12 protein-coding genes are annotated in these 16,404 nt (G+C 43.8%); 4 read left to right on the top strand and 8 right to left on the bottom strand.

The genetic code is table 11. The features are described from left to right. Nucleotides 1-171: 171 nt before the first annotated feature. The 4 genes from E5260_RS02425 to E5260_RS02410 all read right to left on the bottom strand — a co-directional run bounded on the left by E5260_RS02425 (nucleotide 172) and on the right by E5260_RS02410 (nucleotide 5,803). Nucleotides 172-2,919 (bottom strand): BspA family leucine-rich repeat surface protein, encoded by a 2,748-nt coding sequence (locus E5260_RS02425; protein WP_003643385.1) that lies wholly within the window; start codon nucleotides 2,917-2,919, stop codon nucleotides 172-174. Between the two features lie 522 nt (nucleotides 2,920-3,441). Then, a complete protein-coding gene (locus E5260_RS02420; protein ID WP_003642327.1) occupies nucleotides 3,442-4,266 on the bottom strand; it encodes an Ig-like domain-containing protein in 825 nt (274 codons plus the stop codon). A gap of 135 nt (nucleotides 4,267-4,401) precedes the next feature. Beyond that, nucleotides 4,402-5,055: an HAD family hydrolase gene (locus E5260_RS02415; protein ID WP_003643386.1), complete on the bottom strand. Its 654-nt coding sequence runs from the start codon at nucleotides 5,053-5,055 to the stop codon at nucleotides 4,402-4,404. A 370-nt stretch (nucleotides 5,056-5,425) separates the two neighbouring features. Then, nucleotides 5,426-5,803 carry a winged helix-turn-helix transcriptional regulator gene (locus E5260_RS02410; RefSeq protein WP_003642329.1) on the bottom strand — a complete coding sequence of 126 codons (378 nt, stop codon included), beginning with the start codon at nucleotides 5,801-5,803 and terminating at the stop codon, nucleotides 5,426-5,428. Nucleotides 5,804-5,914: 111 nt separating this feature from the next. On the opposite strand from E5260_RS02410, the gene E5260_RS02405 reads away from it, so the two are divergent. Beyond that, nucleotides 5,915-7,120: an MFS transporter gene (locus E5260_RS02405; RefSeq protein ID WP_003642330.1), complete on the top strand. Its 1,206-nt coding sequence runs from the start codon at nucleotides 5,915-5,917 to the stop codon at nucleotides 7,118-7,120. Between the two features lie 530 nt (nucleotides 7,121-7,650). Continuing rightward, the gene (locus E5260_RS02400; RefSeq protein ID WP_003642331.1) at nucleotides 7,651-8,280 is read left to right on the top strand and encodes a L,D-transpeptidase; all 630 of its coding nucleotides are present in this window, start codon (nucleotides 7,651-7,653) and stop codon (nucleotides 8,278-8,280) included. A gap of 131 nt (nucleotides 8,281-8,411) precedes the next feature. Here the strand turns inward: E5260_RS02400 and asnB are convergent, their stop codons facing one another. The 4 genes from asnB to E5260_RS02380 form a co-directional block, all read right to left on the bottom strand. After that, on the bottom strand, nucleotides 8,412-10,313 hold the full coding sequence (gene asnB / locus E5260_RS02395) for an asparagine synthase (glutamine-hydrolyzing) (RefSeq protein ID WP_003642332.1): 1,902 nt from the start codon (nucleotides 10,311-10,313) through the stop codon (nucleotides 8,412-8,414). 480 nt (nucleotides 10,314-10,793) lie between these two features. Continuing rightward, the gene (locus tag E5260_RS02390) at nucleotides 10,794-11,540 is read right to left on the bottom strand and encodes a LytR/AlgR family response regulator transcription factor (protein ID WP_003642333.1); all 747 of its coding nucleotides are present in this window, start codon (nucleotides 11,538-11,540) and stop codon (nucleotides 10,794-10,796) included. 4 nt (nucleotides 11,541-11,544) lie between these two features. Next, nucleotides 11,545-12,795 carry a GHKL domain-containing protein gene (locus E5260_RS02385; RefSeq protein WP_003642334.1) on the bottom strand — a complete coding sequence of 417 codons (1,251 nt, stop codon included), beginning with the start codon at nucleotides 12,793-12,795 and terminating at the stop codon, nucleotides 11,545-11,547. A 354-nt stretch (nucleotides 12,796-13,149) separates the two neighbouring features. Continuing rightward, entirely contained in the window at nucleotides 13,150-13,731 is a 582-nt protein-coding gene (locus E5260_RS02380) for a TetR/AcrR family transcriptional regulator (RefSeq protein WP_003642336.1), read from the bottom strand. A 133-nt stretch (nucleotides 13,732-13,864) separates the two neighbouring features. On the opposite strand from E5260_RS02380, the gene E5260_RS02375 reads away from it, so the two are divergent. Beyond that, nucleotides 13,865-14,779: an NAD(P)H-binding protein gene (locus E5260_RS02375; RefSeq protein ID WP_003642337.1), complete on the top strand. Its 915-nt coding sequence runs from the start codon at nucleotides 13,865-13,867 to the stop codon at nucleotides 14,777-14,779. Between the two features lie 39 nt (nucleotides 14,780-14,818). After that, the gene (locus E5260_RS02370) at nucleotides 14,819-16,231 is read left to right on the top strand and encodes an NAD-dependent succinate-semialdehyde dehydrogenase (RefSeq protein ID WP_003642338.1); all 1,413 of its coding nucleotides are present in this window, start codon (nucleotides 14,819-14,821) and stop codon (nucleotides 16,229-16,231) included. Nucleotides 16,232-16,404: the final 173 nt, after the last annotated feature.

Here is a 16,404-nt window from a genome sequence, read left to right as displayed (position 1 = left end):
CCACTCCTCCTCTGTATCATTATTTGCGGTATAACTAAAGCCAACCCTGGCCGAAACCAATCATTAAGCTGGAATAGTTATTACGGTACATTGTAAATATACATAACTAACTCGCTAACAACAATCAAGCAGTCTTACAAATTTTATGTTACCTAATCATTATTTTTTTCATCATCGATTAGGAACCCCTTGATTAAGCGTCCAAGTGACCGTCGCCTGATACGTATCCGTCAAGGCACGATCGGTTGGCACTTGTAACGATAGTGCCCCAAGTGCCGTTTTCTGACCGAGGATATTGACGCCTTGGTTCGAAACAGTTTGATGGTTATTGACGATCAACCGTGCCACACCTGGCGTAAGAATTGACTCGCCACCCGTTTGTTGATCCTTATAACTGAGCACAGCCGCTAATGGTCGTGCCGACTGCTTACTAGTGAAGCCTGATGCTGAGAGCGTTGCATTGAGCGACCACGTTGAACCTATTGACCGGCCATCTTGAATAACTAGCCCAGTATCATAGGAGGCACCGTAATTTTCTGATTTACCAGTAATCGGATTCTGACCAAAATTAATGGTCTGCGGTGCTGAGACAAACATTAGTCCTCCAGGATTGTACATTAACGTAATCGTTTCATCTTTGTCGGTAAAGTTTCCTTGAACCCCATCTGGTTGATCTGGCACGTACCCTTGAATCTCAATTGGTTTAATATGATAGGCATCACCAGTTGCACCACTGATTTTCGTGTCGGGTGCCAAGTACTTGCCAGCAGCGTCCACATACTTCACTGTAATCGTGTTGCCAGTGGCCCATTCGAATTCTCCAACAATGGTTTTGCCATCGTATTTAGTCATCAAATCAGCTGACGTATAAACTTTTTTATTATTTAAACTACGCCATTTCCCAATATAAGGTGCCTCACTACTAGGATTTGGCAAGTGCCAACTTTCACTCTTAAAAAAGTTAAAACTGGGGCCCAACAATAGACGTTTAGGCGGCAACTTCGAACTGAAAGCGTTGGTATAAGTTTGCGCACTGTTGGTATTCCAGCCAGTCAAATCTAATTTGTCTAGACTGGTATTTTGGAAAACTGATTCAAAGTTAGTCACTTTGGTCGTATTCCAAGCACCTAGACTCAAGGTTTGTAAACCCGAATCTTCCGCAAATAGCTGTGAAAAATCCGTGGCTGAACTTGTATTCCAGTTTTCAATGGGCAGACTAGTTAACTGGGGGTTGCCGTAAAATACTTGTCCCATGTCAACGACCTTCGCCGTATTCCACTTACCAACTGGCAAATTCTTAACTTGGCTAACTTTGGTAAAGATTCCCCTCATTGTCGTCACATTACCAGTCTGCCAATTATCTACTGGTAATGCCGTGACACTACTCATTTTAGAAAAAGTCCCCGCCATATTTTGTACATTCTTCGTATTCCACTTACTAATCGGGAGACTCTTTAACTGACTAACTCCAGAAAAAGTTCCGGCCATATTCGTGACAGTACCAGTCTGCCAATTATCTACTGGTAACGAGGTGAGACTAGTCATGCCCTCAAAAGTATAACCAAGATTGGTGGCACTCTGGGTGTTCCAATTCGCAACCGGTGCAGTTGTTAAACTGGCACAGCCACTGAAGGTTGAATTAAAATCAAAGACTTTGCCGACATTCCAGTTGTCAATCGGCAGCTGGGTCAAGTTAGTATCGCCATAAAACGTGCTCCGTATCGTTTGAACGTTACTTGTATTCCAGTTGTCGAGTGGCAGGGACTTGATATTAGGAAGCTTAGCAAAAGTCCCATCCAACGCAGTGGCCCGACTCGTATCCCAATTAGCGACGTTAATACTTTCCAAGCTAGTATCACCTGAAAAGACTAACTGCATATTAACCACGCGGCCCGTTTGCCACTTATCAATGGGTAAACTCTTAACCTTCGACATTCCTCTAAAAATCGCGGACATGTTCGTTACGACACGGGTGTCCCAATTAGCGATGTCTAATGACGTCAGCGAAGAACAATCCGTAAATGTTCGCATCATCGTCGCCACTTTACTGGTATTCCACTTGCCAACTGGTAACGACGTTAATGAACTGTCACCATTGAAAGTGTCAATTAGATACTGTAATGAATCCGTGTTCCAATTGGCAACATTCAACGTAACTAACTTGGCACAATTTTGAAACGTTCCCTCCATTCTGATGACGCTGCTGACATCCCAACTATTCAAGTCCAACGCGCCTAACTGTGAACAGTTCAAAAATAGCCACGAGATATCCGTTACGCCAGTTAAATTAAGGTTGGCTAGCCCATCAATCGCCGTAACATTAGGTAAGTTAGCAAACAGATATGAATAATTAGTCATAGTAGTTGCCGTTATCTTACCGTCGATGACGATCTTTGAAACTTGGGTCGGTTGATAGCCGTTAGCCGTCAAGGTTTTTACAATCCAACTCCCCGTGGCTGACCCTAGCGATGCACCAAATGACCCACCACTCAAATGCAATGTGCCATTAGTATCTAAGGTCATTTTAACCGTCCCATTGACCATTTCTGCCGCTTTGGTCGTCGCCGTTTCTGATGTTTGATTATTTTTAGCGTTTTCCAGTATTGTACTGCCACTGCTATTGCCACTACTGATACCACTGCTACTGGTACTACTGCCTGATGTTAAATCCGACTGCTTGTCAGGTCCCGAACTTTCCTGGGCCTCAGGTGACACTTGTGGTGCCGAGTTGTTTGCCTCATCTTGCAACGTCAATTTCGAAGCAGAAAAAACACTGCTAGTCGATGGCATTTTCTGATCAACACTCAATTGTGCGCGGGGAACCGCCCGAATAACTGTCCGTGATCCACGATATCCAACCACAACTAGCGCTAGTGCCAGTCCCAGGCCGCCCCGATACCATAATTGCCGGTGTTGCATGCCTATCGCTCCCTTCACATAGATAGTATTTTAACATCTCTTGACGTTAATTATCTTACATTATTTTCAGTTTGTGACGTTCAGAAAAAGACTTACAATTTTACAGATATCCGAATATTAAATTTTTATCACCGTGATATTATTTGTGTTAATAACCGTAATTAAATGATAAGTATCAGCTAACGAACACCCATTTTCATTTACTTGTTTATTCAGTATTCTTCATGGATACAACTGCACGATGGTCATTTTTGAAGTGACTCACGACCAAGTCATTTTTCGAGCGAACTAGATGGCTTACCAACGCTGTAGTGCCTTTTCCATCATGGTCACTATGAACAGCCCAAATTGGCCAATTTATATGCGCTCACCTAACCTGCTAATGACGATAAGCTATCTGCGTTTTTTCAATTATTTTAATATTCACTAGGCCACGTTCAATCTAATTGATCAGCAAGCAACAAAAAAACAATTCCCCAAAATACCGAGGAATTGTTCGTACTTAAGATATTTAACGACCCGTCACTTCTTGGTAAACGTCCAAACAGCTGCTGGGGCATTGCCAACCTTAACTTTAACGATCTGATTTTTAGCATTAACGACCGTAAACTTATTAGTTGCTGTATAGCGTAAATATAGGGTCTTAGTAGTCGAGCCTGACTTATAGCTGACTTTCCAGAACGTTGGCGTCTTGGCAGTCATGCTATAACTCGCATACGAGACCAGCTTTTTAACTTGTTTGCCATTCTTATAAAGCGTCTGATTAAATCCATTCTTAGCGCTAAACGTTAAGATTTGGGAGTACTTGTTAGTCGTATTCGACTTCCAAGTACCCGCTGGCGCGTTGACTTTAAACGATTTAGTCGTCTTCTTGGATGACGAAGTGGCCGCCGTCGATTTAGTTGCCACTTTCTTAGTCGTGGTTGTCTTGTTAGTCGTCTTCTTAGTTGAAGAGGCAGTAGTTTTGGCAGTCTGAACACGGATGACGCGGTAGAAATAAGCCTTAGTCGTTGGATTCGTGGCGTACACATAAACATTGCTTTGCGCCTTCAATGTCTTGGCTAATTTAACCGTGTACTTTCCCGTCGTTTTAGAGGCCGTTGCAGTTCCAAGATTTTTCTTGGCGTTGGCCGTACTTTTTACGGTGATCTTAGCGCCCTTGGTTGCCGTACCTGTAATTTGCGTCGTATTATTGTAAATTGCATTGACCTTCAAACTTGGTGCGACATTCTTCGTAGCCGTTGTCTTCTTAGTCGCCGCATTCGCTGTAATCCCTGTAACGGGTACCGCTGCTCCCAGCGTTGCCACCATGGCTAAACCAGTTACAGCAATCATCAATTTCTTCATTGATCAAGACTCCTTCGTTCCACTGGCTAACTTGTCAGCGATTTATTTACGCCTCGTAGTATAGCAGTTTTTCTATCGGACAACCGCTCCTTATTGATAATTTAATAATCTTTATGCTTTAATTACAACTGAATCTTATCGAACTGATTTTAAATGCGTTATCACATCCGTTAACGACGGTACAATCGCAGTCGCCTGATCAGCATAGGGCTGGTTAGGCCGTTTCATATCCGGCACACAAATTACCGGAATCTTCGCGGACGTCGCCGCTTGAATGCCAGCTTCACTGTCTTCCAGAACCAAACAATCTGCAGGTTGTTGTTGGAGTTTGGCGCATGCCATCAAAAATATATCTGGATATGGCTTACCACGATCGACATCCGGTCCGAAGGTAAACTGGTCGAAATATTGCGCCACATCATGGGACGTCAAAATGTCTAATGCCCGCGACTTGATACTAGATGAAGCTAAGGCCACTGAATAATGATTCCGGTGTAAAAACTGTAACAACACCCGTGCTCCCGGTTTGAGCTCAACGCCATCCTGCATAAACGTCTTTTCCAACGTTAACGCCCGCTTTAATCCAGTATCAACATTAAACGGCAAGTCAAAACGTTCAATCAAGTGTTGCATATTCGTCACCGCCGACTTACCACTGTATTCCTGTGCATAAGTCGCCATGGAAAGCGTCTGCCCATAATCCTGTACGATTCGTTGATACATCTTTAATGAAATAACCTCGCTATCAATCAATAATCCATCTAAATCAAAAATAACTGCCTTCGTCATACTCACCAACTCCAGTCTATTTATCGTCAATAATCTAAGCTTATCATAACCATTTGAAAATGTAAGCGGAGTCATTACTACTAATATTAAGTTTCAAAACTAAATCTGGTTAGTACAGAATTTGTGCGAATTTCTATATATTTAGTAAGCATAGTAAAATACCCCCGCAGTTCTTTAGTAACAACCCAGTGAGTTTCGCAGATGAACTCCTAGCCAAATCCCTACACAATAGCTAGTAGCAATAAGTTAACTCCACTGATTTGTTGTTTATTTAGTCGTCAACCGACCCAACATTAACTCCCCCTAATCAAAAATGGTGCGCCAGAATGTTTTCATTCTTGACGCACCATTTTTAATTTAAACTCATTGTCTATAAATCGTCTCGATGTAACAAGGCAATCTCTTCACCCGCAGCTCGGCGGCGATCAATATTATCCTCACCCCACACGCACAGCTCATGTAAGACAACGGACAAACTCCGGCCATAATCACTTAGTCCGTATTCCACGCGCGGTGGCACTTGTTGGTACACTTTGCGCGTCACAATATTAGCGGCTTCCAACTCTCTAAGTTGTTGTACTAACATTTTCTGCGAGATTTGTGGAATCGCGCGTTCCAATTCGCTCGTCCGCATCGTCTGAGTACGCAGATGGCACAGAATAATTGATTTCCACTTACCCCCAATAATTTCCATTGTGGCCTCGACCCCAATATGATACGTTTTGGTTTCCAATAATTGTCCCTCCATTCCATACTTACTTTTTAGTGGGTATCCCACTTTAAAGTCGGTACTTGTCTAAAATTCACTTGCTAGTATAATCATTATTTATTAACTTAGCAATAGCAGGAGGCTTATCTTATGACAAAACAGTTTAATCCCAGTTGGACACTTTTTGCACTCGCAATCAGTGCCTTCGCCATTGGGTCAACGGAATTTATTAGTGTTGGTTTAATGCCACTACTCGTTAGCAACTTTCACATCAACTTGGCGCAAGCTGGGCTGACCGTCTCGATCTATGCCATTGGTATCATGATTGGCGCGCCCGTCATGACATTACTCACCGGTCGGCTTAACCGTCACCGCTTGATGATGTTAATTATGATTTTATTTATTATTGGTAACTTACTCGCAGCAAGTGCCCCAACCTTTGGTGTCTTACTTGCAGGCCGGGTCGTGGCCGCTTTGGCTCACGGTATTTTTATGACCGTCGCCTCAGTAATTGCCGCTGACGTGGTCGCACCTGCCAAACGGGCCTCGGCGATTGCCATCATGTTTACAGGACTGACTGTCGCAACGGTTACTGGTGTTCCGTTGGGAACGATGATTGGTCAATTAGGCGGTTGGCGCTGGTCCTTTATCTTTATTAGCATGATTGGTGTCATTGGTTTGTTAGCTGATTACTGGTTAATTCCACGTAATCTGCCGTTACCCAGTAAAGCCACGGTCCGGGGGATTATCCGCGTACTCACTAATCCACAACTACTGTTCGCCTTACTCGTCACGGCGCTGGGATACGGTGGTACCTTCGTAGTTTACACCTACCTATCACCACTACTAGAACAGCAGATGCATTGGTCAGCGAGCGCTGTCGTTTTGATTCTAGTCGTTTACGGCTTAATGGTCGCCCTTGGTAATACACTGGGTGGTCGTTGGGCCAATGCACGGCCCTTAATTGCACTATTCAAGATGTTCAGTGGGTTACTCATCACCTTACTCATTCTAAGTGTCACCGGGTACAGTCACTGGTTAGGACTATTGACCGTCCTACTGATGGGAATCTTTGCCTTCATGAACGTCCCTGGGCTCCAACTCTATATTGTTCAGTTAGCTGAACAGAATACACCACACGATATTACGATGGCCTCAGCGTTAAATATTTCCGCTTTTAACGTCGGTATCGCACTCGGCTCCGGTATTGGTGGTCAAGTCACGACCAACCTTGGCTTAGGCTGGACACCGATCTTTGGTGCCATCATGGTTGCTGTTAGCTTAGTCCTATTGTTAGGTCTAATTTGGTTAGCGCGGCCCGCAAAAAGCACCGACCGGCATTGCGTTCAAAATTAATAACTAAATGACCCGTAGTCGTCTTAAACGGTCATCGAAAACACTAAGCTTAGCGGCTTAACAATGACCACCAATTCGGTTGTCCTATCGCTAGGCTGAGTGTTTTTCTTTATGTCACTATCTTTTAAATCCACTTAACCGTCACTAGTTCAGGAACCTCATTAATAGGCGACTCAGAGTGCTAGCAATGAATCGTCCCGATTTTCACCGGCGGCCTTCCTACTTTTAGTTGGAATTTATTGTTTATTTTCAGTGTTATTTGAAGACCAATTATTGTCATTTTAGGCTGTGTTAATTGACTTAAAGCCTGAATATGCCCGCTTTACACTATCGCGACCCCGATTTGTTCGTAAAACCGACTTACCCAGCATTCGACTGGGTTGCATTTTCACTTTCAGAAAGCTATAACGGTAATATACGATTGGTTTCCACTTTTACTGAGAAGGTCTTGATTGAATGGTCAGTATTGACTATTACCACTAACTATCAAGTCAGAGCCAGACAGAACCAACCAACTATGGGGGCGCAACATGCAACGCAAATCAACATTAATTTTATTAACTAGCATCACTTTAGTTATCGGCTTACTGGCGGTCGGCACTGTCAAAGTTGTTGGTGATGCCCACAGACCTAGCCAATCAACGGTAACCACAAAAAAAGTCGTGTCAAAAACGAAAGCCAAAACCACGGCTAAATCAACGGTCATGCGCACACCAATCAACTGGCGTCAATCATCCGAAACAGTCGCGTATCCCAATGTCAACCGCTATCCGGACTTATGGATTCACGTATCGTTGGCTAAACAACGGCTATACTTGATGAACCATCACCACGTTCTCTATACAATGTATGCATCCAGTGGCGTGCCAACTGCTGACCGCAAAACACCCCGTGGCACCTATCATGTGCAAGCCGAACGGGGAAAATATTTTTATAGCGCTAGTGTTGATGAAGGTGCCTATTACTGGGTCTCATGGCTCAACCATGGTGAATATTTGTTCCACTCCACACCCGTAGATGCCCAAGGTCACTTTATCAAATCAGACGCTGCTGATCTTGGCAAGCGACCGTCTTCACACGGTTGCATTCATCTGAGCGTTGCAGATTCCAAGTGGGTCTATAACAACATCAAGTATGGCACTAAAGTCGTCATCGACTAACGAAACAACTACAAAACCACCAAAATAAATCATCCAGCAACCTATTTGTATTAAGACAATCAGGTCGCTGGATGATTTTTATTCTCATTGGCACGTTGAACGAGTTCTTATTTAGCTTTAATATGAACAGCTTAACCGATTTCGACTTGCTCAGCAAGATGATTGGCCGTTACACTATCCATTAACATATCAGCTTCCACGTATAACTTATGCCACATCATGAAGGTCAGCACGGTCCACAATTGACGCGAATTATCACGAACACCCGCTCGATGGTCATCCAATAGTTTTAAGAAATATGTCTTGTCAAAATACTGATCGGTTTGCGACGTCACAATAATATTTTTAGCCCAATCGTACATCTCATCTTTGAGCCACAACCGAATCGGTACTGGGAAACCAAGCTTTTTGCGATATAACACGTGCGCGGGTACAATATCTTCAACCGCTTTTCGTAAAATGTACTTCGTCGTACCGTGGCTAATTCGCAAGTTGGCTGGAATTTCCGCTGCCAGATTGAACACGTCCCGGTCAACAAAGGGTGTCCGCAATTCAAGGCTGTGGGCTAACGCCGTCCGGTCCGCATTATGCAACAAATCCCCATTTAACCACGTGTGCATATCGATAAATTGCATCTTAGAGATTAAATCATAGTGCTTGGCTTCATCGTAAAATACCCGGGTTGTCTGTTGGAACGAATGGTCACGATTGTAGTGCTTCATGAACTGTTGCTTCTCAGTTTCATTGAAGATAAACGCATTGCCAACGTATCGCTTCTCTAACGGTGTCGTCCCCCGCATAAGCAACGAACGACCCCGCATTCCTGCTGGCATCATCGCGGCTATCCGTTGAAGGGCCCCGTTGATTGGCTTCGTATACCGAAAGGCTTTCAAGGATTCGGGTTCATGATAAATCGTATACCCGCCAAAAAGTTCATCAGCCCCTTCACCGGTGAGACAAACTTTAACGTGCTTGACGGCTTCCTTAGTCAAGAAATACTGCGGGACAGCGGCCGGATCAGCTAACGGATCATCCATGCTCCAGACAAAATGTGGAAAGGCTGCCATGAATGCTTCCGGCGTGATGGTCATTTGGACGTTATCGACATTCAACTTAGCAGCCGTTTCCTGTGCGACGTCTAATTCACTATAGCCAGGTCGTTCAAAGCCCACCGAGATCGTCTTGAGATTTGGATTGAACTGCTTGGCAATCGCCACCACAATTGACGAATCAATCCCGCCCGATAAGAACGCCCCAACTGGGACATCGGAACGCATATGGATCTTAACCGAATCAATCAACGTCTCCTTAAGCCGTGTCGCGTAGTCCTGTTCAGAACGGACGACTGGATGAAACTCCCGATGATAATAACGCTTGATTTGCGGCGCGTGTCCCAACTGTTTTGTTAATGAACAGCCCGGCGCCAGCATCTTGATTTCCTTTGTCAGGGTCTCAGTTTCCGGCACATATTGGAACGTCAAATAATCTTGTAATGCCTCTTGATCAAAATGCTTATCTTTTAAAATCTTATAAATCGCCTTACTCTCAGACGCATAGTAAAAATCATCCCCGGCAATCGCATAATAAAACGGTTTGATTCCAAATTGGTCACGCGCCGCGAATAACGTTTTTTCCTGCTTATCCCAGATTACAAAGGCAAACATTCCCCGCAGATAGGTCGTCAACTTGGCCTGGTATTTGGCGTACATTCCTAAGATCACTTCCGAATCGGAATCCGTCTTAAACGTGTAGCCCTCTTGAATTAACTGTTCACGTAGCTCAACGTAGTTATAAATCTCACCATTAAACGTTAGCCAATAACGTTCATTATCATATGACAGCGGTTGATGACCACCCGCCAAATCAATAATACTTAATCGGCGAAACCCCATCGTGATATTATCATCCGCAAAGTAACCCTCATCATCCGGGCCCCGATGCACAATCATTTTAGTCATTTCCCGCACAACCTGATCATACGCGGCATTATCAACTTTTCGCCGATCCGTTAAGCACCCAACCAATCCACACATTCTATTCACTCCCACACTTAAGTTATTACGACTAATCACCAATATTATCGTTAGTGACCAATCACAAGTCACGCTCAAATCATAGGCAATGCCCAGTACAGCGATTTGACTTGCGGAATAACGGCAAGCCCGCCTTGACCATAATTAACAGCCGCACTTGTAGCGAACATAACCCACTTGATTCAAACTGGTTGCTTCTAATTATAATTTAGTGTGGCCCGTCGCAACGGCCGTTTTAAGACAGGCAGACTAACCATTAAGACCTTATTTGGCCCGTTGAAGATAAGTTCAAAATAAACGCAAGCGAATTGATTGGAACGGCCCAGCTCAGGTTCATAATTCAATACACCTGAATAAAGCGTAAAAAAATAACCGTTTCAGGGAAATCAAATTGCTGAAACGATTATTTTACTAGTTAGCAAACCGAATCTTGCCAATCTGAATTTTACTGCCGTCAATATAAATCGACTAAGATTTCAATCAGCGATTGTTTTTGCCAATCTGCCTTACTAAGTAGCGACTGGCCGCTGCGGAACACAGGACGGTTTCACCGTTAGCCATCGTTAGTTGACGATACCGTTTATCCAATGACCGAATGCGGGTCAGATTAACGACATATGACTTATGACAACGATAAAAATCAGAATTCAAATCCGGCACATCCTTTAATAAACCGTAATATTCAAGTTCACCATCATCTAAATGAACGATAATCTTATGTGGACTCATTGAACTTTCAAAAAATAACACGTGTTGCACGTCCAACGATCGAATCGTCTCGCCAATTTTGATTTGGATATAACTATTTTGATCATTGTCTTCAGCTTTGAAACGCTCCTGTGCCACGCGTAAGACGGTATTTAATCGCTCGTATAAGCGATCCGGAAAATCCTTCAAGATAAAATCCAGGGCTTCCACTTGATACTGAAACACCGTCAATGATAGCTCCGTATGCGTCGTCACAAAGATAATCTTACTTCGGATGCCTAAATCACGAATTTGACTGGCAAGCTGAATGCCATTAATATCCGAATTCAACGCAATATCTAAAAGAAAGACGGCTTGAGTTGGTTGCTGACTTTTGACATGCGCTAATATTTCATGCGGATCGACACTCGTTAGGCCAAATCCCATATCCAATTGACGATCAATAATCACTTTACTGACCAGTTGCTGCAAGGTTTGTAACTGTTTAGTATCATCTTCACAAATATATACTTTGATCATTTTATCATTCCCGCTTTACCGTTAAACGCTGAACAAAGGCTGAGGCCAATAACCGCGTTTCCAATATCATATTTTCATTTCGATTAACAATGGCGCTGAGCTGACTCAAGCCTAAGCCCCGCTCTTGTCCCTTAGTCGAATACCCCGCTTCCTTTAGCTGCCATAAAGGTGGCAAGGAATCAAAAACGTTATTTTGAACTAAGAACACCGTACTGTGGGCCGTAACAAAAATGGCGCTCATCAGCTCACCGTGATAGTGACCGGCCGTGGCTTCAATCGCGTTATCTAAAATAATACCTAGCGCAATTGCCAAGTCTAATTCATTCGTCGTTACCCCATTAAGCACTTGCTTCAAGTCAAATTGAACTTTAACTCCCTGTGATTGCGCATAGCTGAGTTTGCTAAATAGAATACTCTTGACCGATTTGACCTGAACACGACTTAAATCTTCGAGATTATACTGCTCATCCGAAACGCGCTTGGTCACTGGGGCAATATTTTGTTGGTAATATTGCTGTAAGCCTGCCAAATCATCCGTTTTCAAATACTCATTAATCGACAACATTATATTCTGATAATCATGACGAAACCGGCGCAATTCATTATAATGCGTTTCGATTTCATGCATGTACCGTGTATCATTTTTGATTTGCAGGCGTTGTTGTTGAACCTGGTACTTGGCCCGAATCGTAACCCGATACTCATCATAGATGGCAATCGCGAGCCCCATAACGACCAACAACACAACTAAGTTACTGACGACCATTCTCAATTCACTGTCGAGGCCCTCGCTGACAATAATGTATAAATAGATGGCGAGTAGCAGCAAGGCCGTAACCCGGTTCAGTCTGGGACGATTGAATGTCGTCTGGATATGCGTATTCATTAAAATCAGATTCAATGTGATTAAACCAACCAGCTGTAATCCCATAAAAATCAAAAGATACCCGTCATCTAATTTCAACATATACGTTAAAAGTGAACTGATATGATCGACGACAATTGACCAGATAATCACCTGTAGGCTAACAAATAATGACTCACTGAAGCTATGTGTATGCCACCAAGTAAACAGCACCACCAGTCCCAATAATGGCAATGCTGCATATTGCCCGATTACTGAAAAAATCCAGCCGCTCACTAGGCTACTGACCACCGCATAACTGATATCCCAAATACTAAGTACCCGCCAATCACGCAAAAGCACCTTAACAAACAAGAATAGGAACAGCGTTTGCACAAAAATAATCTTCATCAGCTACCCCACAACTCCAGCCTACTCATCATTAACACCACTATTTTGCCGGCACACCTATTTTGATTATGACTAATCAATACAACCGGTTCCTTCGTTTCACTGAATCGTTTTGCCCACTGTACCATCAAAGTCCCCCTTACATATTGGTTGCTCAAACTGGTACCTACAGTTTAAAACACTCACCGACACTTGAAAAGAATACACAATGAACCGAATTATTCAACCAGCCTTTAAGATACTAAACCGTCATTTCAAGACGACTAATCGCTACATGAACGCAAAAAAAGACGCGACCTAATTGATATCCACTCGTGCCTATCAATTAAGTCGCGTCTTTTGTCATTAAACCTCCTAATCTTGTTTCATCGCGTCCCAAATCATTTGGAAAATATCACCAAATGTATATTGGTCCTGAGCATACCGTCCCTTACTGATATTCGTCGTATGCGTATGAATAGTTGAAAACACGACCCCCATATGCAAACTAACCGGTAACTGCTTAATCACCTTAGCATCGATAGCCGCCGTTAATAAGTTAGCGACAATATTATTCGGATCGGCATCCGCCGCCGAAATCGTCATCCCCTGTCCATTCAATGCCTTGATCTGTTGAATGATCGTCAAGCTATCTGGATTGGCTAACGAATAGTCATACACCTGCTGTACATATAATCGAATCCGAGTCGTCACATCGATTGTTGAATCACTTAATCGGTCTAAGTCGGTAGTACTAAGAATTCGGTTCGTCTCACGCGCATAGACACTATCGATCAGAGCCTGTTTATTCTTAAAGTAGAGATAAACATTGGATTGTGCAATGCCGACGCGCTTAGCCACCTTAGTCGTTGAAACCCCGGCTGGACCCTCAGCGAGAATGATAGCCGCAACCGCATCTTGAATCTTAACTTGTTTGTTCATATCTTTTTTCTTCATGTCTTCAGTATAAAAGATAAAAATATCTTTTTCAAGCTTGACAAAGATAGATTTATCTTTTAAACTAGTAATCGTTGAAAGATAGATTTATCTTTTAAAAATAAAAATCAAATTTTAAAGAGGTTCTATAATTATGAAAATTGCAATGTTAGGTTCATTAGGAAACATTAATCGGATCGTTGTTCCTAAGCTCGTCCAAGCCGGTCATGACGTCACCGTTATCTCAACTAGTCCTAAGCGCCAAGCTTCAATTGAAGCTGTCGGCGCCCATGCCGCCATTGGTACAATGACTGATGTTGATTTCTTATCCACCACTTTTACTGACAAAGATGTGGTTTATCTCATGCTTTCTGGTGGTATCGGTGATGATCCCTTCGAAGGGGCCGTGGCTCAGGCTAAAATTTGGAAACAGGCAATTGAAAATGCCGGCGTCACCAACGTCGTCAACCTCAGTAGCATCGGCGCAGATGCCGATGAAGTGGCTGGCTCGCTGCATGCTTACAACTTAATTGAACATGAATTACGACAACTTGACGGGGTTAACCTGGCTTTTGTCCGTCCAACCGGATTTTATGCTAACTTGTTCGGTAACTTAGCAACAATCAAGGCTGAACATAAAATTTATTCCAGCACGCCTGCTGCTTCAGCACAAAAATACGTTGCGCCCGAGGACATTGCCAGTGTCGTTTATCCCCTAATTGATCACACGCCAGCCGGTATCACCGTCAAGTATGCCTTCAGTGATACGTTCACCGGTGACCAATTCGTTGCTGATCTGCGCGACGCCTTAAACATGCCCGATCTACAATGGGTACAAATCTCAGATGAACAATATCAAGCTAACTTGACGAACCACGGTGTTCCCGTTAAAATTGCCGCTTCATTAGTCCAAACTAGTCGTTATCAGCGCGAACCTGAAGGACTTTATGCAGATCTAAATGCTTCTGACACTAGCGCTGGTCAAGTCAAATTAGCTGACTTTGTCCGTACTTTTGTGGTAGCGTACAATAGTGAAGGCGGTTACCAGTCCCATACAATCGCAGATTAACCGTTTACAATACCTGAACATTTATAGGAGGAGTTTACTATGGCTTATCAAACAATTAATCCATATACCAATGAAGTTGTTAAAACTTACGACAACGCAACCACTGACCAAATCGAACAGGCCTTAACTACCGGCGACGCCCTTTATCACCAATGGCGTCATGAACCCGTTAGTTCCCGTGCAGCCAGCCTCCATAAGATTGCCGCACTGTTACGTGAACATAAAGATGAATTAGCTAAAATTGCAACAATCGACATGGGTAAATTACTGAGTGAATCTCAAGGTGAAGTCGAACTATGCGCCATGATTGCTGATTACTATGCTGATCACGGTGCTGAATTATTGGCACCGACCCCAATCAGCACTCAAGCAACGGGCGATGCCGAAATTGAAAAACAAGCAACCGGTGTCCTGATGTTGGTCGAACCTTGGAACTTCCCATACTACCAAATCATGCGGGTCTTCGCACCGAACTACATGGTCGGCAATCCAATGATTTTAAAGCACGCCTCTAATACACCGGGATCGGCTGCGGCCTTCGCCAAGATTGTCGAAGAAGCTGGTGCTCCCGCTGGTAGTCTAACGAACCTCTTCTTAAACTATGATCAAGTTAGCGATATTATTGCCGACCCCCGCATCCAAGGCGTCGCACTGACTGGTTCTAAGCGTGGTGGACAAGCGGTTGCCAAAGCGGCCGGTGCAAACTTGAAGAAGAGTTCTATGGAATTAGGTGGTTCGGACGCTTTCGTCGTCTTAGCGGATGCTGATATTGACGAAGCAGTCAACTTAGCATGGCGGGTCCGGTTATACAACGCTGGGCAAGTCTGCACCTCATCAAAACGCTTTATTGTCGCTGCGGATGTGTACGATGATTTCTTAGCAAAGTTGAAGGAACGTTTTGCCAAATTAGTCCCTGGCGATCCTATGGACCCACAAACTACCCTGGCACCGATGAATTCCAAACGCGCTAAGGAAAAGCTACAAGACCAAGTTGACCGGGCCATTGCCGGTGGTGCAACCGTTGCTTATGGCAACGAACCAATCGACTTACCTGGCCAATTCTTCCAACCAACCATCTTAACGGACATTGATCAAGACAACCCCCTCTTTTACGAAGAAATGTTCGGTCCAGTTGCCCAAGTCTTCAAAGTTGATTCTGAACAAGCAGCTATCGATTTAGCCAACAACTCTGAACTGGGCTTAGGTGGCATCGTCTTCGCCGGAACTGCGGCGCATGGCAAAGCGGTTGCCCAACAAATTGAAACTGGGATGGTCTTCGTTAACACCTTCCTCAGCTCCTTACCAGAACTACCATTTGGTGGCGTCAAGGGCTCCGGCTATGGTCGCGAGTTAAGCAGCCTGGGCTTAATGGCCTTTGTTAACGAAAAACTGGTTGTCACTGCTCAGAAACCTGACTACGACAACGGTGCTGGTGGCTTAGTTGTTTTATAAACATTAGCCCCTCACTACAGCACCGATTACACGTGCTTGAATACGAAGCATGCTTCAAACTTTTAGTGTCAAAAGCTACCAGCTTAGGCCCACTGAAAGAAGTTCGAATCAGTATAAACTTTTTGTCAAGTGCGTCTATGCCGACTTTTGTCAAAATAAGATGAACAGGCCAC

The sequence above is a fragment of the Lactiplantibacillus plantarum genome (genome assembly GCF_014131735.1).
Taxonomy (GTDB): Bacteria; Bacillota; Bacilli; order Lactobacillales; family Lactobacillaceae; genus Lactiplantibacillus; species Lactiplantibacillus plantarum.
The sequence above is the reverse complement of the archived record's forward strand: the minus strand, read 5'-3'. Positions and strand labels throughout refer to the sequence as shown.

What these genes read in the sequence shown, in the direction of transcription:
- E5260_RS02425 (WP_003643385.1), bottom strand. Translation starts at nt 2,919, where the DNA reads ATGCAACACCGGCAATTATGGTATCGGGGCGGCCTGGGACTGGCACTA.
- E5260_RS02420 (WP_003642327.1), bottom strand. Translation starts at nt 4,266, where the DNA reads ATGAAGAAATTGATGATTGCTGTAACTGGTTTAGCCATGGTGGCAACG.
- E5260_RS02415 (WP_003643386.1), bottom strand. Translation starts at nt 5,055, where the DNA reads ATGACGAAGGCAGTTATTTTTGATTTAGATGGATTATTGATTGATAGC.
- E5260_RS02410 (WP_003642329.1), bottom strand. Translation starts at nt 5,803, where the DNA reads ATGGAGGGACAATTATTGGAAACCAAAACGTATCATATTGGGGTCGAG.
- E5260_RS02405 (WP_003642330.1), top strand. Translation starts at nt 5,915, where the DNA reads ATGACAAAACAGTTTAATCCCAGTTGGACACTTTTTGCACTCGCAATC.
- E5260_RS02400 (WP_003642331.1), top strand. Translation starts at nt 7,651, where the DNA reads ATGCAACGCAAATCAACATTAATTTTATTAACTAGCATCACTTTAGTT.
- asnB (WP_003642332.1), bottom strand. Translation starts at nt 10,313, where the DNA reads ATGTGTGGATTGGTTGGGTGCTTAACGGATCGGCGAAAAGTTGATAAT.
- E5260_RS02390 (WP_003642333.1), bottom strand. Translation starts at nt 11,540, where the DNA reads ATGATCAAAGTATATATTTGTGAAGATGATACTAAACAGTTACAAACC.
- E5260_RS02385 (WP_003642334.1), bottom strand. Translation starts at nt 12,795, where the DNA reads ATGAAGATTATTTTTGTGCAAACGCTGTTCCTATTCTTGTTTGTTAAG.
- E5260_RS02380 (WP_003642336.1), bottom strand. Translation starts at nt 13,731, where the DNA reads ATGAAGAAAAAAGATATGAACAAACAAGTTAAGATTCAAGATGCGGTT.
- E5260_RS02375 (WP_003642337.1), top strand. Translation starts at nt 13,865, where the DNA reads ATGAAAATTGCAATGTTAGGTTCATTAGGAAACATTAATCGGATCGTT.
- E5260_RS02370 (WP_003642338.1), top strand. Translation starts at nt 14,819, where the DNA reads ATGGCTTATCAAACAATTAATCCATATACCAATGAAGTTGTTAAAACT.